This window comes from Rhodococcus sp. ARC_M12 (assembly GCF_022810385.1).
Classification (GTDB): Bacteria; Actinomycetota; Actinomycetes; order Mycobacteriales; family Mycobacteriaceae; genus Rhodococcoides; species Rhodococcoides navarretei.
In genome coordinates this window covers 189,663-208,916 of the sequence record NZ_JALGQI010000005.1, presented here as the reverse complement: position 1 = coordinate 208,916, position 19,254 = coordinate 189,663, and the positions used below count along the sequence as shown (strand labels likewise).

At 66.0% G+C, this 19,254-nt stretch carries 19 protein-coding genes; 7 read left to right on the top strand and 12 right to left on the bottom strand.

Annotated features, from left to right (window positions below; genetic code table 11):
- Window positions 1-8: 8 nt before the first annotated feature.
- From MTX35_RS09005 to MTX35_RS08980, 6 genes are read right to left on the bottom strand one after another with little or no spacing between them, the layout of a single operon-like run.
- Window positions 9-863 (bottom strand): biotin-dependent carboxyltransferase family protein, encoded by an 855-nt coding sequence (locus MTX35_RS09005; protein WP_243594640.1) that lies wholly within the window; start codon window positions 861-863, stop codon window positions 9-11.
- Complete coding sequence (gene pxpB / locus MTX35_RS09000) at window positions 860-1,462, bottom strand: 5-oxoprolinase subunit PxpB (RefSeq protein WP_243594639.1); 603 nt, start codon at window positions 1,460-1,462, stop codon at window positions 860-862. The genes MTX35_RS09005 and pxpB overlap by 4 nt, the downstream gene beginning before the upstream one ends.
- Window positions 1,462-2,220 (bottom strand): LamB/YcsF family protein, encoded by a 759-nt coding sequence (locus tag MTX35_RS08995; RefSeq protein ID WP_243594638.1) that lies wholly within the window; start codon window positions 2,218-2,220, stop codon window positions 1,462-1,464. The genes pxpB and MTX35_RS08995 overlap by 1 nt, the downstream gene beginning before the upstream one ends.
- Window positions 2,221-2,230: 10 nt before the next feature.
- A complete protein-coding gene (locus MTX35_RS08990; RefSeq protein ID WP_243594637.1) occupies window positions 2,231-3,109 on the bottom strand; it encodes a metal ABC transporter permease in 879 nt (292 codons plus the stop codon).
- Window positions 3,106-3,939: a metal ABC transporter ATP-binding protein gene (locus MTX35_RS08985; protein ID WP_243594636.1), complete on the bottom strand. Its 834-nt coding sequence runs from the start codon at window positions 3,937-3,939 to the stop codon at window positions 3,106-3,108. Before MTX35_RS08985 ends, MTX35_RS08990 begins: the two co-directional genes overlap by 4 nt.
- Before the next feature lie 31 nt (window positions 3,940-3,970).
- Window positions 3,971-4,990, bottom strand: coding sequence for a metal ABC transporter solute-binding protein, Zn/Mn family (locus MTX35_RS08980; RefSeq protein ID WP_243594635.1), 1,020 nt, complete (start codon window positions 4,988-4,990; stop codon window positions 3,971-3,973).
- A 142-nt stretch (window positions 4,991-5,132) separates the two neighbouring features.
- Here MTX35_RS08980 and MTX35_RS08975 point away from each other — a divergent pair, with 142 nt between their 5' ends.
- Entirely contained in the window at window positions 5,133-6,239 is a 1,107-nt protein-coding gene (locus tag MTX35_RS08975) for a LacI family DNA-binding transcriptional regulator (protein ID WP_243594634.1), read from the top strand.
- 201 nt (window positions 6,240-6,440) lie between these two features.
- Here the strand turns inward: MTX35_RS08975 and otsB are convergent, their stop codons facing one another.
- Together otsB and MTX35_RS08965 are read right to left on the bottom strand one after the other, a co-directional pair.
- On the bottom strand, window positions 6,441-8,993 hold the full coding sequence (gene otsB, locus MTX35_RS08970) for a trehalose-phosphatase (RefSeq protein ID WP_243594633.1): 2,553 nt from the start codon (window positions 8,991-8,993) through the stop codon (window positions 6,441-6,443).
- 59 nt (window positions 8,994-9,052) lie between these two features.
- Window positions 9,053-9,796: a FadR/GntR family transcriptional regulator gene (locus tag MTX35_RS08965; protein ID WP_243594632.1), complete on the bottom strand. Its 744-nt coding sequence runs from the start codon at window positions 9,794-9,796 to the stop codon at window positions 9,053-9,055.
- 80 nt (window positions 9,797-9,876) lie between these two features.
- On the opposite strand from MTX35_RS08965, the gene MTX35_RS08960 reads away from it, so the two are divergent.
- The 5 genes from MTX35_RS08960 to MTX35_RS08940 all read left to right on the top strand — a co-directional run bounded on the left by MTX35_RS08960 (window position 9,877) and on the right by MTX35_RS08940 (window position 12,555).
- A complete protein-coding gene (locus MTX35_RS08960) occupies window positions 9,877-10,437 on the top strand; it encodes a gluconokinase (protein ID WP_243594631.1) in 561 nt (186 codons plus the stop codon).
- Between the two features lie 243 nt (window positions 10,438-10,680).
- Entirely contained in the window at window positions 10,681-10,983 is a 303-nt protein-coding gene (locus tag MTX35_RS08955; RefSeq protein WP_243594630.1) for a WhiB family transcriptional regulator, read from the top strand.
- A gap of 171 nt (window positions 10,984-11,154) precedes the next feature.
- A complete protein-coding gene (locus MTX35_RS08950; protein ID WP_243594629.1) occupies window positions 11,155-11,301 on the top strand; it encodes a hypothetical protein in 147 nt (48 codons plus the stop codon).
- Complete coding sequence (locus MTX35_RS08945) at window positions 11,298-12,020, top strand: DUF2637 domain-containing protein (protein WP_243594628.1); 723 nt, start codon at window positions 11,298-11,300, stop codon at window positions 12,018-12,020. Before MTX35_RS08950 ends, MTX35_RS08945 begins: the two co-directional genes overlap by 4 nt.
- A 22-nt stretch (window positions 12,021-12,042) precedes the next feature.
- Complete coding sequence (locus MTX35_RS08940; protein WP_243594627.1) at window positions 12,043-12,555, top strand: DUF427 domain-containing protein; 513 nt, start codon at window positions 12,043-12,045, stop codon at window positions 12,553-12,555.
- Window positions 12,556-12,558: 3 nt separating this feature from the next.
- Here MTX35_RS08940 and MTX35_RS08935 read toward each other — a convergent pair whose 3' ends face one another.
- The 3 genes from MTX35_RS08935 to MTX35_RS25985 are packed head-to-tail and all read right to left on the bottom strand — an operon-like array spanning window position 12,559 to window position 16,501.
- Window positions 12,559-13,587, bottom strand: a complete 1,029-nt coding sequence (locus MTX35_RS08935; protein ID WP_243594626.1) for a hypothetical protein — start codon at window positions 13,585-13,587, stop codon at window positions 12,559-12,561.
- Between the two features lie 8 nt (window positions 13,588-13,595).
- Window positions 13,596-14,216 (bottom strand): 5,6-dimethylbenzimidazole synthase, encoded by a 621-nt coding sequence (bluB, locus tag MTX35_RS08930; protein ID WP_243594702.1) that lies wholly within the window; start codon window positions 14,214-14,216, stop codon window positions 13,596-13,598.
- Between the two features lie 11 nt (window positions 14,217-14,227).
- Window positions 14,228-16,501, bottom strand: coding sequence for a bifunctional diguanylate cyclase/phosphodiesterase (locus MTX35_RS25985; RefSeq protein WP_243594625.1), 2,274 nt, complete (start codon window positions 16,499-16,501; stop codon window positions 14,228-14,230).
- Window positions 16,502-16,634: 133 nt separating this feature from the next.
- Between MTX35_RS25985 and dinB the strand changes: the two genes are divergently transcribed.
- Window positions 16,635-17,855 (top strand): DNA polymerase IV, encoded by a 1,221-nt coding sequence (gene dinB / locus MTX35_RS08920; RefSeq protein ID WP_308198115.1) that lies wholly within the window; start codon window positions 16,635-16,637, stop codon window positions 17,853-17,855.
- Here dinB and MTX35_RS08915 read toward each other — a convergent pair whose 3' ends face one another.
- Window positions 17,856-19,253, bottom strand: a complete 1,398-nt coding sequence (locus MTX35_RS08915; RefSeq protein ID WP_243594624.1) for a cytochrome P450 — start codon at window positions 19,251-19,253, stop codon at window positions 17,856-17,858.
- Window position 19,254 lies beyond the last annotated feature (1 nt).

Genomic DNA, 19,254 nt, shown 5'->3' with positions numbered 1-19,254 from the left:
GGTGGGAATCAACCGATAGCGCGGAAACGTATCTGCGTTCCCGGCGTCAACTGCGCGGCTGCGGACACGTCGGCGGCAGTGACGACCGCGATCACCGGGTATCCGCCCGTGACGGGATGGTCGGCGAGAAACAGTACCGGCTGCCCTGACGGTGGAACCTGCAACGCCCCGAGAACCATTCCTTCGCTGGACAATTCGCTGTCTCTGATGCGGCGCAAGGGTTCGGAACCGTTCAGCCTGATTCCGACGCGATCCGAATCCTGCGTGACTGTCCACGGCTGCTCGAGCAGTAGCGATCGTGCGCGTTCGGTGAACCAGTTCTCGCGCGGGCCGAACGTGATGCGCAGTGTGTCCCTGAGCGATGGTGGTGGCGCGAAATCGGCTGCGGGCCATGCGGCACTGTTGTTGCCGACGGTGAGCACGGTGCCGGGGGAGAGCGCCGCCGGTCCGAGACCGGACATCGTGTCCGTCGAGCGACTGCCGAGGACGACGGGCGCGTCGATCCCACCCCGTACGGCGAGGTAGCTGCGCAAACCGGTTGTGGGCGCGGACAATTCCAGTTCCTGCCCGGCGCGTAGCGTCAGCGTCGAATGCAGTCCATGCTCCGTGCCGTCGATTCGGCAGGTCACGTGTGCCCCGTTGACTGCGACGAGAGCGTCGAACTCGGCGCGTAGCGTCAGGCCACCGAAGGTCACTTCTAGTGTCGCGGCGTCGGAGTTGTTGCCCACCAACCTGTTCGCGGCATCGTGTGAGTGCCGGTCCGCGGCACCCGAGTGTCCGACGCCTATCGACGCATACCCCGGACGACCGCGATCCTGGACGGTGCACAGCGGCCCCGGCTGCAGGATGGTGAGTGCTTTCATGCGCGCTCGAATCGAACGGCGGTGCCGGGCAGTAGCAGTGCGGGTGGATCGCGGTCGAGATCCCACAATCGCGCGTCGGTGCGCCCGATGAGCTGCCAGCCGCCAGGGGAGGAGCGTGGGTAGATGCCCGAGAACTCGCCCGCCAACCCCACCGAACCGGCCGGAACGCTGGTGCGCGGCGAGGTACGCCGCGGCACGTGCAGGCGGTCGTCGGTGCCGACGAGGTAGCCGAAGCCGGGGGCGAAGCCGCCGAATGCGACGGTCCACGCTTGGTCGGTGTGTGCGGCAACCACTTCGGTGGTGGACAGACCGGTCAGGCGGGCTACCTCGTCGAGGTCTTCACCGTCGTAGACCACCGAGATCGTGACGGTGTCGGACCGGTGGTCGGTTGTCGTGACTGCGGGTTCGGTGGCCGAGATCCAGTCCAGTACCCGCTGCCGTGACCCGTCGAACATCACCAGGACCGTGCGCGCGGCGGGAATCAGATCGAAGACGCCGGCCGGTGTATCCAGTGAAAACGCGCGGTAGTACGCCATCGTCTCGTCCAGCCCGGCGAACTCGACCAGAACTGCATTCTCGCCCGCCGGAAGAATGTGCATCAGACGAAGGCTGTCACGTCGATACCGTTGGTGCGCAGCAGCTTCGACACGGCGCTCGCCATCACGACTGCGCCGGGGGAGTCACCGTGGAGGCAGATCGACTCGGCCGCAACGTCGATGCGCGAGCCGTCGACCGCCAGGGCGGTGCCGTCGGTGATCATGGTCAGCACGCGCTCGGCGACGGCGTCGGGATCGGACAGCACGGCACCCGGCTCCGAGCGAGGGACCAGCGTTCCCTGTGGGGTGTACCCACGGTCGGCGAAAGCCTCTGTGACAGTGCGAAGCCCGGCACGGTCCGCTTCCTCGAGGAACACCGAACCGGGGAGTCCGAGCACCGGCAGCGTGGGGTCGTAGGCGAGAACGGCGTCGACCACGGCCCTGGCCTGCTCGCGGTGGTGCACGATCGCGTTGTACAGCGCCCCATGGGGTTTGACGTAGGCAATCGCAGAGCCGACTACCTGAGCGAGCGCGTCGAGAGCGCCCATCTGGTAGATCACATCGGCGGTGAGGTCGGCGGGGGAGACGTCGAGAAAGCGTCGGCCGAATCCAGCAAGGTCGTGATACCCCACCTGCGCACCGATCCGCACGGCTGCGTTCGCGGCCGAGCGGCACGTACGGAGCAGAGTGGTCGGATCACCGGCATGGAAGCCGCACGCAACGTTGGCGCTCGAGACGACGGCGAGCATGGCGTCGTCGTCCCCGAGAGTCCATGCACCGTAGCTTTCGCCGAGATCGGCGTTGAGGTCGATGGCCGTCACCTTGGACAGTCTAGGCGGTGACGAGCCGTCCGGAATTAGCCTTGCGGGTTGCCCCGATGCCGCGGCAGACGAGATAGATGACGAAGGAGATGGTGGTGACGAACGTCGAGACCGGCAGACCGGGGGCGAGGGAGAGCAGGATGCCTCCGACGGCGGCGGTCTCGGCGAACAGGATGGACAGCAGAGTCGCCTTGAGCGGGCTTGCGGTGACCCGCGCGGCGGCAGCGGCCGGGGTGATGAGCAGCGAGAGCACCAGCAGGGCTCCGACGATCTGCACGCCGAGTGCGCAGGCAACACCGACGAGTACGGCGAACACGACCGAGAGTGCGCGCACGGGGACGCCGCGGGCCAGTGCCACCTCGGGGTCGGTACTGGCGAACAGTAGCGGTCGGTAGACCACGGTGAGCACGATCAGTACCAACACGGCGCACACCAGCAGCAGCTGGATTCCGCTTTGCCCGACGCCGACGATCTGACCGATGAGCAGCGAGAAGCTGGTGCCGGTCCGGCCGGGGTAGAGCCAGATGAACAGCACCGACAGGCCGAGGCCGAAGGACATGATGACGCCGATGACGGAGTCACGGTCGCGGGCCTTGCTCCCGAGCAGCGCGAACATCACCGCCGCGACGACGGATCCGACGATGGCACCGAGGCCGACGGTGATGCCGACGAGCAGTGCTGCGGACGCGCCGGTGAGCGAGAGTTCGCTCGATCCGTGCACGGCGAACGCCCACTGGCGGCTGACGATCAGCGGGCCGAGTGCGCCGGCGAGCAATCCGAGGATCGCGGCGGCGAGCAGGGCCTGCTGGACGAAGTCGTAGGTCAGCAGGTTGGCGGTGGTGTCGAAGTCGAGCATCTTCGAGAATGCGTCGAGAACCTTCTCGTTCATGCCTTGTCTTCTCTGTCGTGCGGTACGGGTGGGTGGTGTGCACCGGCCGAGCCGAGCGCGTCGATGGAGTCGCCGGTTCCGACGACGATGAGCCGTCCGCGCACTTTCAGTACCTCGACCTCGGTGCCGTAGAGCTCGGAGAGGACCTCGGTGGTCATGACGTCAGCGGGAGTGCCGATGCGGAACCGGCCGTCGACGATGTAGACGATGCGATCGACGAGCGGGAGGATCGGATTGATCTCGTGCGTCACGAACAGCACTGCCGTCCCGTGCTCCCGCCGTCGGCGATCGATGAGGCTCGAGACCAGGGACTGGTTGGCAAGATCGAGGCTGAGCAGGGGCTCGTCGCACAGAAGAACCGACGGATCGCCGACGAGTGCCTGGGCGATGCGCAGCCGCTGCTGCTCACCGCCGGACATCGAGCCCACGGGCGCGCCTGCGAAGGAATTGGCGTCGACCTGATCGATCGCGCGCTGCACCGTTTCCTTGCGCTGCCGGATGCCACGTAGGCCCATGCCCCACCGATGGCCGTCCCAGCCCAGTCCGACGAGATCGCGTCCGCGCAGGGGCAGATCGTCGTCGATGTTGCGTTGCTGGGGCACGTAGCCGACGCCCGACTGGCCGCGACGGACGGGATTGCCGTCGATCGCGGCCGTGCCGGACGTGAGGTGATTCTGGCCGAGCAACACCTTGAGCAGAGACGTCTTGCCCGACCCGTTGGGGCCGAGAACGGCGACGAATTCGCCCTTCTCGACTGTCAGGTCCAAGTTCTGCCACAGCGTGCGCTCACCGAACGCCAGTCCGGCGTCGCGCAGTTCTACAGCAGGCATGTACTACAGCTTTCCATCACCGCGGATCGGGTCAGGAGGCGGTGGTGAGAGCGGCCTGCAGATCGGTCGCGGCCTTGGTCTGCCACTCGATGTACGTCATGCCTGCGGGGAGCGTTTCGGTGACCTCGACGACGGGAATGCCCGCGGCCTCGCTGGTGGAGCGGATGTCCTGGGTGACCGCATCCTCGGTCTGAATGTTGTAGACCAGCGCGCGAACGGACTTGGAAGTGAACAGATCGCGGGTCGCGGCGATCGACGCGGGCGACGGGTCGTTGCCCTCCTCGATCGCGTCCTTGAAGTCCTCGGGAGTGCGGTCGTCGAGTTCGGACTCCTCGATGAGGTAGTGCGCGATCGGCTCCGTCTGTGCCACCGGTGCATCGGGGAAGTCCGCGGCGATCTTCGCCGTCACGTCGGTGATGCCGTGCACCTGCTCGTGGAAGGTCTCGGCGTTGGCGGTGTACTGCGCGGCGTTGTCGGGGTCGAGCTGACCGAGCTTGTCGGCGATCTCCTCGGCCGTGTGCGCTGCCACCTCGGCGTTGTACCAGACGTGCTCGTTGACCTCGCCGTGCGAATGGCCGTCACCGTCCGTTGCTTCTGCTTCCGGCGTCGCTTCGTCGGAGGTGGGCTCGGAATCATGATCGTGGCTCTCGTCGAGCAGGGCGTAGGCGTCGACCGACGGTACGTCCTGGCCCTCGGAGCCGAGGATGTCCTCGATGAACTGGTCGTAGCCGCCACCGTTGAAGACCACGAGCGACGCCTCGGCGACGGCAGCCGCGTCGGCCGGGCTCGCCTCGTAGGAGTGCGGGTCGGCGGAGGGATCGGAGATGATCGACGTCACTGTTGCCAGGTCGCCTGCAACCGCCTCGGCGACGCTTCCCCAGACATTCGTGGAGGCGACGATCGTGATCGGTCCGTCGACGGCGGTGGCCGGTGCGGACTCGGTGCTCGCGGATTCGGTGGAGCTGCACGCGCTGAGCGTGAGAGCTGCGGCGCAGGTCAGGCCCAGTGCAGCCGTGAGCTTGGTCCGGGACGCGCGATGGATGGACGACATCGATGTACTCCTGTGAGCGGAACTTGACGCTAATGGAAACCGTTACCGTTGTACTCTAGCGTGCAGCGGGGTCGCGGATCGAATCGGACGAAACGCGACCTCGACTTTCTCTGCGGTGCGTAGTGGGACTAACGTCCCGGTTATGGCCAGGTCAAGCGAACCGCGACGTCAGGCGACGTTGGCGTCGATCGCAGCCGAGCTCAAGGTATCGCGCACCACCGTCTCGAACGCCTACAACCGACCTGATCAGCTCTCTCCGGAACTCCGCGAACGCGTCCTCCAGGCCGCCAAGCGCCGCGGATACGCCGGCCCCGATCCGGTGGCCCGATCACTGCGCACCCGCAAGGCCGGGGCGATCGGATTGCTCCTCACCGAAGCTCTCAGCTACTCCTTCCGCGACCCCGCCGCGATGAGCTTCCTCGCCGGACTCGCCGAGTCCTGCGAAGCCGCGGGGCAGGGCCTACTGCTCATCCCCGCCGGAGCCGAACGCGACGACGTCCAAGCCGCCGCCGTCGTCCAACAGGCCGGAGTCGATGGATTCGTCGTCTACTCCGTCGCCGACGACGACCCGTACCTCGCTGCGGTGCGTGAACGTCACCTGCCGATCGTCGTCTGCGATCAACCACGCAACATTCCCGAGGCTGCCCTCGTTGCCATCGATGATCGCGGCGCGATGAAAATGCTTGCCGCACATCTTATCTCGCAGGGGCACGAACACCTTGCCGTGCTGTGCATGCGCCTCGGACGCGACCGGCGCGATGGCGTCGTACCCCCGGGGCGGCTGGCGGACAGTCACTTCCACGTCCAACGCGAACGTATCGCCGGAGTCCAAGCGGCCATGATCGACGCGGGGCTCGACCCCGACATCCTCACCGTCGTGGAACGCTTCGACCACACCGTTCGCTCCGGGCACTCCGCCGCCGCCCAGGCACTCCAGGCCAACCGCGAAACCACCGCGCTGCTCTGCACCACCGACGTCATCGCCCTCGGCGCACTCAACTTCGCCCGAGTCTCCGGAATCGATGTGCCGAGCCAACTCTCGGTCACCGGATTCGACGGCATCTCCGACGCCATTCGCGAGAACCTCACCACCGTGCGCCAGGACGCCGAGGAAAAGGGTCGTCGAGCAGGCAAACTGGTGCTCTCGTCCTCGCACTCGGGAATCGTCGCCGCCGAAACCCTGCCGACCGAACTCTTCCGCGGCCGAACCGCAGGACCGCCGCCGAAACAGCCGCCCGCTATCGCCTGACCTTTGCCGTCGCCCGCTCGCCCCCCCAGGTTCACCCCCCCTGTCCGCGTCAATGGACCATTGCACGGTTCAGACGTATGCAGGGTGACATTCACGCAGCAGACCCCGGTGGGTCAATGGACCACTGCACGGGGCAGACGTATGCAGTGGTCCATTGACGCCGAGCGGGGGTGGCGGGGGCAGGGGTGGGGTGAACGGGGGTCAGGCAGGCTGGGCGCTGAGCAATCTCGCGCAACGCAGCAGACCCAGGTGACTGTAGGCCTGCGGGTGGTTGCCGAGCGAGCGTTCGGCGATGGGGTCGTATTCCTCACTGAGCAGTCCGGTGGGTCCTGCGGCACTGACGAGTTGAGCGAACAGTGCTTCGGCCTCGGCTCGCTGCCCCACCAACAGGTATGCCTCCACGAGCCAGGCCGCGCAGAGGTGGAAGCCGCCTTCGCCGCCGGGGAGACCGTCGTCGTGGCGGTAGCGGTACACGGTCGAGCCGCTGCGCAGTTCGGCCTCGGTGGCGGTGACGGTGGCCGCGAAACGTGGGTCTGTCGGCTCGATCAGTCCGGAGAGGCCGATGAACAGCGTCGCGGCGTCGAGATCCGTGCCGTCGTACGCGGCGGTGAAGGACTGCACTTCCTCGTTCCATCCGTTGCCGAGTACTTCCTCGCGGATGGTCTCGCGTAAAGATGCCCAGCCGGGTTCTGTTGTGCGATTGAAGGTTTCGGCCAGTCGAATGGCGCGATCGACGGTGATCCAGCCCATCACCTTGGAGTAGACGTGGTGGCGGGGATTGTCGCGGATTTCCCAGATGCCGTGGTCGGGCTCGAACCAGCGACGCTCGACGGCTTCGACCATGGCGCGGACGAGTTCCCAATCGTCGTCGGAGAGGCCGTGGTCCGATCCTGCGGCCTTGCGGGCATGGGCGAGAGCGGACACCAGTTCGACGATGGGACCGAAGACATCGAGCTGAACCTGTTGATTGGCAGCATTTCCCACGCGCACCGGACGCGAGCCGGCGTAGCCGGGCAGTTCGTCGATGACGGCCTCGGGTGGAAGTCCGAGACCCCAGATTGTGTAGAGCGGGTGCAGACGCTCGGGGCCCGATACCGATTCCAGTACACCGTGAATCCACGACAGGTAGTTCTCGGCCTCGGCAGTCGATCCGACGTCGACGAGTGCGGCTGCGGTGAGTGCGGCGTCGCGCAGCCAGCAGTAGCGGTAATCCCAGTTACGCACTCCGCCGATGTCTTCGGGCAGGGAGGTGGTTGCTGCGGCCATGATCGAACCGGATTCGGCGTGTACGAGCCCACGCAGGGTCAGGGCCGAGCGCTTCATCAGATCGCGCTTGAGCGGAGGCAGGTCCAGGCCGTCGGCCCAGTCCTTCCAGTACGCCTCCGAGGCGCGGCGACGCTCCACCTCCTCCCATGGGTGTTCGGTCAGATCGTCTGTGCCGAGGCGTAATTCGAGCACGATCGGCCCATCGGACGGATCGATCTCGGCGTGTGCGGTCTGCTGAGATCCGTCGGAGACGATGTTCCAGGTGACGCCGGGGCTGCGCAGCACCATCGGATCTGCAGTACCGAGAACGCGCAGGCCGTCGGCATCGGGTTCCAGTGAGGCCCAAGCTTTTCCGAATTCCGGACGCGGCGCGAAGGTCACCACGGCGGTGGCTTTGCCGGTGATGACGCGCGTCAACGCGGTCTGGCCCTGGCCGATGTCGTGCGGCAGATAGTCGGTGACCTGAAGGCTTGCCCACTTGGTCTGCACCGTCATCGTGCCGTCCACGTACTGCTGGCTCAGTGGCAACGACGCTCGGGTGGGTCCGACGCTGAAGTGGCCCGCCTGATCGCCGCCGAGCAGGTGCGCGAACACGGCTGCGGAATCGGGTTCGGGGTGGCAGAGCCACGTGACGTCGGCGTCCGGGGTCAGCAGCGCAACGGCATTGGGGCTGGCCAGCATCGTCAGTCGCTCGATGCGCGGGGCGTCGGCTCCCGAAAGCCACTGCCGACGCTCTTCCAGCAGGAACGCCAGTGCGAGTGCGACCTGCTCGGTGCTGTCGATGCGGAACTCCGCGAGGGTGTCGCCCGGTCCGATCTTGACGCCGATGTCCGGACCGTGCAGGCGCCCGAAGGCTTTCTCGTCGGTGACGTCGTCGCCGAAAAAGACTGCGGCAGTAGCGGCTTCCTGGTGGCGAAGAATGTCGAGGGCAACGCCCTTGTCGGTCACGATGACGGCCAACTCGATCACCGACTTGCCTTCGGTGACCTGCACACCGTCCCGGGCCGCAGCGCCGGATCGCACGGCGGCGAGCGCTTCGTCACCGGCAGCGGTCTCGGCGTTGCGCACGTGCAGCGCGACGCTGGCCGGCTTGGTTTCGACACTCACGCCGGGATGGGCGTCGGCGATGGCCTGCAGTTCTCCGGTGATGAGAGTGAGGAGCTTCTTGGCGTCGTCGTCGATGGCGTTGATGAATCCGGCGTCGAACTCACTGCCGTGGCTGCCCACCAGCTGCACCTCGGACGGCAGCCGAGAGAGTATCGCGAGATCCCGGAGTGCGCGTCCGGAGATGACGGCAGCGTTGGTACCGGCCAGTGAGGCCAGCCCGCGCATGGCGCTGACGGACTCGGGGTGGGGGAAGGCCTTCTGCGGGTCGGAGACGATCGGTGCCATGGTGCCGTCGTAATCGGATGCGACGAGCAGGCGCGGAGTCCGAGCTACTCCAACGAGCGCGCGGCGAAGTTCGAGCGGCAATTCGAGAGCAGTCACCCGTCGAATCTAGGCGATGAACCCCGCCTCGGTGTAGCTGGCTTTGTGCGCTCGGTGTATCACTGCTGGTCGGGCACCAGACCGGGCGACGGCGTCACACCCGAGGCCGCCGACATCGACGCGGCGGATTTGGTGACGATGGCCAACATGGCTCGCTGGGCGGCCTCGGCGTCGCCGGATTGGATGGACGACGCGACGACGCCGTGCAGACGGATGGCCTCCGGGTCGGCCTGTCTCGACATCAGGGCGTGGCGGGTTCGGCCGGCGAGCACCTCGACCACGATGTCGGACATGGACCGCAACATCGGATTGCCCGACGCGGCGAGCAAGGTGCGATGGAAATTGCAGTCGTGGGCGAGGTAGGCGTCGGAGTCGGCTGCTCTCGACGTCGACGACATTCCGATGACGGCGGCCGTCAACGCACCGCATTGCTCCGGTGTTGCTCGATGTGCGGCGAGTTTGGCCGCCAACGGCTCGATGCCCGAACGTAGTTCGCTGAGCAGCAGTAGTTGTTCGGCGCGCGCAGGCCCTGCGAGTTGCCAGCGGATGACCACCGGATCGAGGGAGTTCCAGTTCTGCGAGCCCTGCACGGTGATTCCCACGCGCCGACGCACGGTGAGCAACCCCAGCGATTCCAGGACACGAACCACTTCTCGCACGACGGTTCGCGACACGGTGAAGCGCACGGCGACGTCGTCGGCCGAGATTCGGGTTCCGCTCGGAATCGCCCCGCTGACGATGTCGCGCCCGAGTTCGTCGAGCACCGAATCGTGCAGTTGGCGGAAGTCGTTGGTCTCGCTCATGTCCGATCGATCGTCCCACGGGTTGCCCGGTTTCTCGCGTCTGTCCGATCCAGGCGGGCGCAATGGAGCAGTATCGAGGGATGGCATCACAGACGACAGGCAGAGCGCATCATCCGGTTCTCGTGGTGATGGGAGTGTCCGGATCGGGCAAGTCGACGGTGGCGGGAATTCTCGCCGGCGCGTTGAAATGGGACCTGCAGGAGGGCGACGACCTGCATCCGGAGGCCAACGTGGCAAAGATGGCGGCCGGTCAGCCGCTGACCGACGAGGACAGGTGGCCGTGGCTCGACGTGATCGCGGAATGGATCACCGACCACACCACGACGGGCCGGTCGGGGATCGTGACGTGCTCGGCGCTCAAGCGGACGTATCGGGACGTGCTGGCCGCAGGGTCGAGGGAGGGGTCGGAGGTGATCTTCGTGCATCTGGCCGGAACCAAGGATCGGATCAGCGGTCGGCTCAATGCTCGGATGGACCACTTCATGCCGTCCTCGCTGCTCGATACGCAGATCTCGACCCTCGAGCCGCTGGGTGAGGACGAGAACTCCATCGTCGTCGACATCGGTCCGCCGCCGACCAAGATCGCCGAGCACATTCTTCTCGAACTCGAGAAGCGGGCGGGAATGTCGGAGAGTCACTGACTACCGGATCGTGACCGCGATGGGGGGTCAATGTGACCTTCAGTCGGTCTGACTGGGGCAACGCGACATTCATTCACCCCTGGGGCCGCCAACGAGGCGCAGGTCTGCTGACGGCTGCACTGAACGTGCACATTTCAAGCAAGCACGCTTGCTTTTAAGTACTACGAATGACCGAAAGGACTTGTAAAAGTATGACGAATGCGAGAAGGTGAGCTTGTTCACTTTTCAGTGAGGAGACAGCTCATGGTGCGAGGCGCACCCGCCAGGCCGGTTCAACTTCCCGTTCCCAACGCAGATGTCTGGGACTGGCAACTCGACGGCCTGTGTCGCGGATTGGACTCGTCCGTCTTCTTCCATCCCGAAGGTGAGCGAGGTCGCGCCCGCACCTCGCGTGAGAAGTCCGCCAAGCAGGTCTGCGGCCGCTGCCCGGTACTCGAACAATGCCGCCGGCATGCACTCGAAGCGAACGAGCCCTACGGCGTGTGGGGCGGAATGTCTGCACACGATCGCGCCGACTTCTACCGCGGAGCCGTCCGTACCGCTTGATTCTGCGAGAGCACGTCGGCGCGGTGGCAGCGGGGATGGCGGCACATGCGCGCGCATTCGCCAGACGCGTTCACAATTGTCAACGCTCGCACAGCGATTTCGCGCGCCTCTGACAAACGCGCGCGCGTGTGCGAAGGATGCTGGGCGACAATACGGGGCCGCAGCGAGGCGATGAGTACCCGCAGGTCTTCTCGGCCTTACCTCGGCGCACTCGGTGTCGGCACTGCTGAGACGCTCGGCCCGATCGACATTCGCGGCCTGACCGTCGCAGCCTTCACCGAACTTGTCGGTGGCTTCGTGTTTCATGACGATCCATGAACAAGGTCCTGCGTGCGACGCTCGTCAGTGCGGTCGTCATCACCACCGTCATCGGAATCGCATCCTTCGTGCTCAGTTTCGCGGCACTGTGGGATCTCGCCACGATGGCAGGCGTTCCGCGTTCGCTGTCGTGGCTGTGGCCGGTGATCGTCGACGGCACCATCCTGCAGGCCACGATCTCCGTCATTGCGCTCGCTCAATTCGAGGATCAACGCAGTGGTCGACGCTTCTTCTGGGGTGTGTTGATCACGGCAGCTCTGGTGAGTATCGGGGCAAATGCCATGCACGCCTTCATCTCCGACGCCGGCACGCTGCACCCCGCCCTGTCCGCGGCCATTGCCACCGTCGCCCCGGTGAGCCTGTTGGCCGCAACCCACGGACTCGGCATCCTCGTTCGGGTACCGGCTGAACTGCCGAAGACCGTCGACATCGCCGAAGAAGAACCCGTCACCGAAGAATCCGCCCCCGAAGAGGTGGCCATCGCGGTCCCGAGGGTCGAACCCGTGACACCTGCGCCCGAATTCCCCACCCCGGAGATTCCGGCACCCGCACCGATCGAGCGTTCCGAGCCGGTCCGCACCGAACCGGTCCGCATCGAACAGCGCCCGCCCGAAAGCCCGGTCACCTCGGTGCGCACGGTCGAACCGCTCGACGAGGTGGATCGCTGGATTCTCGACGAGGAACGGGTGGACGATCTCTATCCCGTCGACGCACCGTGACGGCCGGTGGCACCATCGAAGGATGAGTTCACACTTGCCGAGATCCGTTGTTCCCGAGAAGCCGAAGCCGGGCCAGGAGTCCGTCTGGGATTACCCTCGGCCGCCCAAGCTCGAGTCCTCGAACCGTTCCCTCGTCGTTCGGCTCGGCGGCGAGGTGGTCGCCCGCACCACCGCCGCATATCGAGTGCTCGAGACGAGCCACCCACCCACCTGGTACATCTCTCCCGCAGACGTGGTTCCAGGTGCGTTGACGCCCTCGGACGCCCGCTCGACGCACTGCGAGTGGAAGGGTGCTGCCACCTACTGGGACGTACACGGCGGAGATGCCGTCGCACCCGCCGCGGGTTGGAGCTACGAGAACCCCACTCCGCGTTTCGCCGAGATCGCCGGATACCTCGCCTTCTCGCCGAGTCGCCTCGACTGCGAGATCGACGGCGAAGCGGTCCGGCCCCAGGAAGGCGGGTTCTACGAGGGCTGGATCACCGACGACGTGGTGGGCCCGTTCAAAGGGATCCCGGGCTCCTACGGCTGGTGACGCTCACCCGACGGGCAACTCGGCGCGCGTGATGATCTGAATCGAACTGCTCGCGCCCGGGTCGCTGCCGGTGACCACCACGTCGCCGGTCCGCGGATCGACTGCAACCGAATTGGCCTGCGTCACCGTCGGGACATCGCCCAGGGTGCGCGGAGCAGCGGGATCGGACACGTCGACCACCCGCAGTACGTTCGACGCGGTCAGCGTCACGAACAGCAGCCGGCGTTCGGGGTCCACGGCGAGCCCGTACGGGTTGCCGGGCGCATCGATCGATGCGATCTGACGAATGTCCCCGTCAGGGTCGACCGATGCGAGAAGAACCGTGCCGCCGTCGGTGTCGGCGAACCCGGCCACCGTCTGATTCACCGTCACCGCGTGCGTGAGTTTGACGCCGATCGGAGCCTGCGCCACCTCCTGCTGCGTCGCACCGTCGTAGACCCACACACCGTTGCCCTGCACATCTGCGACGGCAGCGAACGGGCCGAGAGCGGCGACACCACCGGGTTGGACGGGACCGGGCGGTAGTTCTCCCACTACCGACCCGTCCCGGAGGAATATCACTCCGCCGCCCATCTCGTTGGTGGCCACGATGGTGCCGTCGGAGGTCTGCACGGCATCGTGGGGCTGACGCCCCACCCCGGTGGCGGTCGACAGAATCGCGCCGTCGGCGAGCGAGATCTCGAGCAGTTCGTCGCTGCCCTCGAGCGGAACCAACACCGGTCCGTCCGGCCCGGCGAGCGAGAGATGGCGCGGCGCACCCGTCGTCGACACCATCTGCCGCACGACGCCGGTGGCCGCGTCGAACAGCACTACGCCGTCGGGCTCACGCACCCCGGCAGCAGCGATCCCGGAGGTTCCGACCACAACACCCTCGGGTGCGCCCGAAAGTGGAACGACGGTGCCGATCGGGTCGGCCGAGTCCGGGGCCTGTGCGGGCTCGGCAGCGGGAGTCGTTGCGGGAGGGGGTGGTTCGGCAGGTGTTCCGGAGGAGCATCCGGCCGCCACCAGGAATGCGGCCGCAACTGCAACCATGCGCGCCCTCATCGGCGGTACTGCTCGAAGTGCAGGGCATCGTCGAGTGGACGACGGGTGCGCCAGCCGAAGCGTTCCAGATCGGGTACCTCCTGGAACGATTCGACCGGGCCGACGCACAGCCAGGCGATCGGGCGGACCGGTGCGGGGATGTCGAGCAGTTCGGTGAGGTATTCCTCGTCGTAGAACGAGACCCAGCCGACGCCGACGTTCTCGGCTATCGCTGCGAGCCAGAGGTTTTCGATGGCGAGTACGGCGGAGAACAGTCCGGTGTCGTCGACGGTGTCGCGGCCGAGGACGTGCCGTCCTCCCCGGTCGGGATCGTAGGTGACGACTACGCCGGTTCCGCTCGTCTCGATCCCCTCGATGCGAATGGGGTCGAAGGTTTTTCGGCGTTCGTCGTCGAGCTTGTCCGCGAAGTCCCGACGGCAACCGGCCACATGCGCGGCGAAGGCGCTCAGAGTGTCGGGTTTGCGGACGACCACGAAGTCCCAGGGCTGGGTGTTGCCGACGCTCGGGGCCTGATGTGCTGCGCCGAGGATGCGGCGCAGGGTCTCGTCGTCGACGACGGTTCCGTCGAACTCGGCGCGGACGTCGCGGCGAGATCGAATGGCCGCATATACCGACAGGGCTGCCTCGGTCATGATATCCGTTCTCCTGTAGCAGTGTTCAGACGATCGTCGATCTCGGCGACCAGGGCGGGCAATCGATCCGCCGAGGTGGGCCTGCCGAGGTGGTAACCCTGCGCACGACTGCACCGCAGTTCCCGCAACGTCGTCATCGTCACCTCGTCCTCCACTCCCTCTGCCGTCACCGACAATCCCAGCGTACGGGCGAGTTCGACGGTCGATCGCACGATGGCTGCGTGCGCGGAGTTGTGGGCCATACCCCCGATGAACGTCTTGTCTATCTTGAGCTCCTGCACCGGCAACCGCTCTATGTAGGCGAGCGAGCTGTACCCCGTGCCGTAGTCGTCGATGGCGACCTGCACACCCATCGCGTGAAGAATCGACAGCGTCTCGATCGCGCCCGCCGGATCGGTCATCGCCGAGGACTCGGTCACTTCCAGGGTCAATCGACCTGGAGGGCAATCGAATTGCTGCAGCGCCGCGCTCACCTGCTCGATCAGGGTGTCGTCGAACAGATTGCGAGTCGAGATGTTGACGGCGATGCTCAACTCCAGCCCCTCGGCCATCCACCGCCCGCGTTGGGCGAGGGCACGGGTGAGGACGTAGCTGGTCAACGGCCGGATCAGTCCGGTGCGTTCGGCGGTGGGCAGGAACGCGCTCGGGGACAGAACGGAGCCGTCGGGGTGGTGCCACCTCAATAGCGCCTCCACGCCCACGATCCTCATGGACATGAGGTCGACCTGGGGTTGGTAGTGCAGTCGTAGCTGGTCGGATTCGAGAGCAGTGGTGAGCTCGCCGAGCATGATGAGTTGTTCGCTCTTGTTCCGGTCCATCGATCGGTCGTAGAACGCGATGCGCGACTGAGTCGCCTTGGCGGCCTGAACGGCGAGGTCTGCGTGCTGCACGAGGCGATCCGGTGTGGTCTCGTCCGCACCCTCCACGGCCGGGGAAGTCGACGCGACGCCGACGCTCGCTTCGATCAGCAGGGTCGTATTCCCGACCGCGAAGGGTGTGGTGAATCGGTTCAGGATCTCGCGCGCCAGCGCGGCCGGATCCATCGACTCCGACGGCCCGCACAGGGCGAACTCGTCACCGGCCAAGCGCGCCAACAGGATCGAGTCGTCGGCAACGCCTCTCAGGCGCTCGGCGACCGCCACGAGGACGCGGTCGCCGAGACCGCGTCCGAACGTGTCGTTGATCTCCTTGAAACGATCGATATCGACAGTCAGCAAGGTCGACTCACCGGCATTGCCCCAGACGCGATGTTCCAGGGCACGGAGATTGGCCAGGCCGGTGAGGTGGTCGCTGTCGGCGACGGCGCGCAACTGGACCGTTTGGGTGTGCAACAACCGCAACAGGTCGGTGATGCGGAAGACCACCAGAATCACCAATGCCCCGGCGCAGAGCAGCACCGCCCAGCCCCACTGGGCAATCGGTTCTTCGCGAAGGACCTCGATGACCATCACGACGGGCGCGGTCAGGGTGGCCGCGGTCAGGACGACGACCGTGGGGGTGGTGAAGGACGCCATCAGGTGGGCGTCGGACTCGATGTTCGGGTTGGTGATGCGCCGCATGGACGGGTGGAGGGCGGCAACGCCGATGAGGACGTAGGAGATGGTCCATCCGACGTCGAACAACGACCGTTCCGACGAGGATTCCGTGACCATCGAGAAATTGTTCACGGTGTCGGTGATGACCAACAGCAGAACTGCTGCTGTCAGCAACCGGTAGGACAACGCGCGCCACTGCCGCGAGCCGACGAAGTGGGCCAGTAGTCCCAGCAGGAAGATGTCCATGGCGGGGTACGCGACGTCGACCAGACCGGCGATTCCCGAGCTACCGCCGTCGCCGAGCGACGGCTGTACGGCGAACACCCAGGTGAGCAGTCCGAATGCGACCATGATGATGGCGCTGTTGGCGACGTGGCCGCGTTCGCTCGCCCGCCACTTGTGACGCGCCAGGAGAAACAGGCCGAAACCGTAGACCGGATAGCCGACGAGGTAGACCGCGTCTGCGAGCGACGGATCCGGGACGCTGCCCCGGGTGATGTGGATCCACTCGTAGACGATGTCACCGATCACCCACAGGCCTGTTCCTGCGGCGATGGCCAGCCACGCCGTGCGGTTCCGTGGCCGGTGCATTCTGGTGCCGATGACAGTCGCGGCGACGGCGGAGGCTCCGACGAGCACGAAGACCGACTGGCCCCAGACTGTGGTCGGGGCCACGAAGTAAGCGGCGCAGCCGACTGCGCCGAGCACTGCGTACCACCGCCACCAGGCCGTCACGATTTTCTCCAGCCGTTCACGCCGATCCGACGGCTTCAACAATGGCACACTCGGTGATCTGGGTCACTTCGTGCACCCTATTGCTCGGGTTGTGCACGACGAGAATGTCGGTAGTACGTGCGAGCATGGATCGGTGGAGTCGACTGCCCAGAACCTGGCGAGCATCATGCACGCCGACCTCGACTCCTTCTATGCCTCGGTGGAGCAGCGCGACGATCCGCGGCTGCGCGGTAAACCGGTGATCGTCGGCGGGGGAGTGGTGCTCGCTGCCAGCTACGAGGCCAAAGCCTTCGGGGTGCGCACGGCGATGAGCGGCGGGCAGGCACGCGCGGTGTGTCCGCAGGCCATCGTGGTCCCGCCGCGCATGGCGGCGTACTCGCAGGCCAGCAAGGACGTGTTCGACGTCTTTCACGACACCACGCCGTTGGTGGAGGGCATCTCCATCGACGAGGCGTTCCTCGACGTCGGCGGTCTCCGCAAGATCTCGGGCAGCGCCCTCGAGATCGGGGAGCAACTGCGTCGGGACGTGGCCGAGCAGGTGGGACTGCCCATCACTGTCGGGATCGCGACCACCAAGTTCCTGGCGAAAGTGGCCAGCGCCTTCGCCAAGCCCGACGGTCTACTCCTCGTTCCGCCCGGCGGCGAACTCGAGTTCCTGCATCCGCTGAACATCGAAAGACTCTGGGGCGTCGGCAAAGTGACCGCCGAGAAGCTGCACGTCCTCGACATCAGGACCGTCGGCGATATTGCAGCCTACGGCGAGCGGTCGTTGGCCTCGGTGCTCGGCAAGGGCGCAGGTGCGCACCTGTACGCGCTCGCCATGGGCCGGGATCCGCGACGCGTCCAACCCGGAAAGTCGCGCAGTTCCATCGGCGCACAGCGAGCACTCGGCCGCGGCAGGCACGACGCGTCCGAGGTGGAGGCCTCGCTGATCGGTCTGGTCGATCGCGTCACGCACAGGATGCGAGGTGCGCAGCGAACCGGTCGAACTGTCATGCTGCGCTTGCGTTTTGCCGACTTCACCCGCGTCACCCGGTCGCACACACTCGATCGTGCGACCGCCGACACCCGCGACATCCTCGATGCCGCACTCGAACTGCTCCGCGACGCGGCACCGCTGATCGCGGAGAAGGGCATCACCCTCGTCGGGGTCACCGTCTCGAGTATCGACAAGGGCGGAGCGGAGCAACTGGAGTTGCAGTTCGACCCACCGTCGGTGCGGACGCCGCCGGAGGCATCGGCGCTCGACCGCGCGCTCGACGGGGTGCACAAGAAGTTCGGATCCACCTCGCTCACCCGCGGGGTGCTGCTCGGGCGTGATCCGGGAATCTCGGTTCCTCTGCTGCCCGACTGACTACCTGCGGACGGACGGGTGCACCCGAAAGCCCGTGGGCATCATGGTCAGTCGTTCCACGACCCGCAGACGATACGACGGGTCGGCTCGCAGATCGAAGCGCTGCAGAATGGTTCCGAGTATCAGGACCGCTTCGTGAATGGCGAATTGCCTTCCGATGCACGCGCGTTCGCCGGTTCCGAACGGTTTGTAGACGTGCGCCGGGCGCGCCTTGATGCGTGCGGGTAGGAAATTGTCGGGATCGAAATCCTGGGGACGCTCACCCCACACCGGATCTCGATGCAGGGCCGTCACCAGCACGATCGCCCAGTCTCCTGCAGCCATCCGGTAGCCGTCGCCTACGACGGTCTCGGCCCGCGCTCCTCGTCCGAACGCGGGAACCGTCGGCCACAGGCGCAATGATTCGTCGAGGACTCGGCGGACGTACCGCAGCTTCGGCACTTGGCCGAACTCGGGCTTGTCGCTACCCCACACCTCGTCGACCTCGGCGCGGGCGCGCTCGAAGACCTCCGGATGGGTTGCCAGGTAGTACAGCGCGAACGACAGTGCGCCGGAGGTGGTCTCGTGCCCGGCGATCAGGAACGTCAGGATCTGGTACCCGATGTTGGCTTCGCTCAGTGCATTCGGATTGTCGGCATCGCCCGCCGCGTCCATCATGATCTGCAGCAGGTCGGTGAACTCGTCGGTGGATCGGCGCCTGGTCCGTACGACGTCTGCGAGCACGTCGGCCAGATACTGCTTGTTGTGCGCGTAGGTGCGGTCCGACCGAGCGAACAGGGGCTTGGCGAACGCAGGGATCTTCAGCAAGGACCGCCGCTGGTTGTACGTCAGAGCGCCGACCATGGCGGACACGAAAGGATGCGGCTCGGTTCGCTCGAACGACCCGAAGCTGTAACTGAATCCGGTGCGACCGATGGTCTCGAGCGTCAGCTTCGTCATGTCCGAGGACACGTCGGTCGTCGCACCTGCGCGCGAGCGATCTTCCCAGTGCGCGATCAGATCGTCTGCGACGTCGACCATGATCTCGTGATAACCGCGCATGGCACCGGCGGTGAACGCTGGACGCAACAGGTCATGCGCCCGTTGCCAATTCGGCTCGTGGTTGTAGGCGGTGAACAGCCCGTCGGCCCCGATGTCTCGGAGGTTCTCGACGCCGGGAGGTAGGAATTTCTCGAACCGCTTCTCGTCGCACAGTTCGCCCGCCACGTCGGCACCTGCGGCGAAGACGAAGCGTCGGCCGAGGATGTTTCGCTCGAACATCGGGCCGAGGCGTCCGGCCAGGGCGGTCGAATCCTGGATGGGGGTGCGGGGATCGACGCCGACGATGTCACCGAGCACGGGAATTCGGTACGGGGGATGAGGTAGAGCGACGTTTCGTACCGCGAACTCTGTCGACATC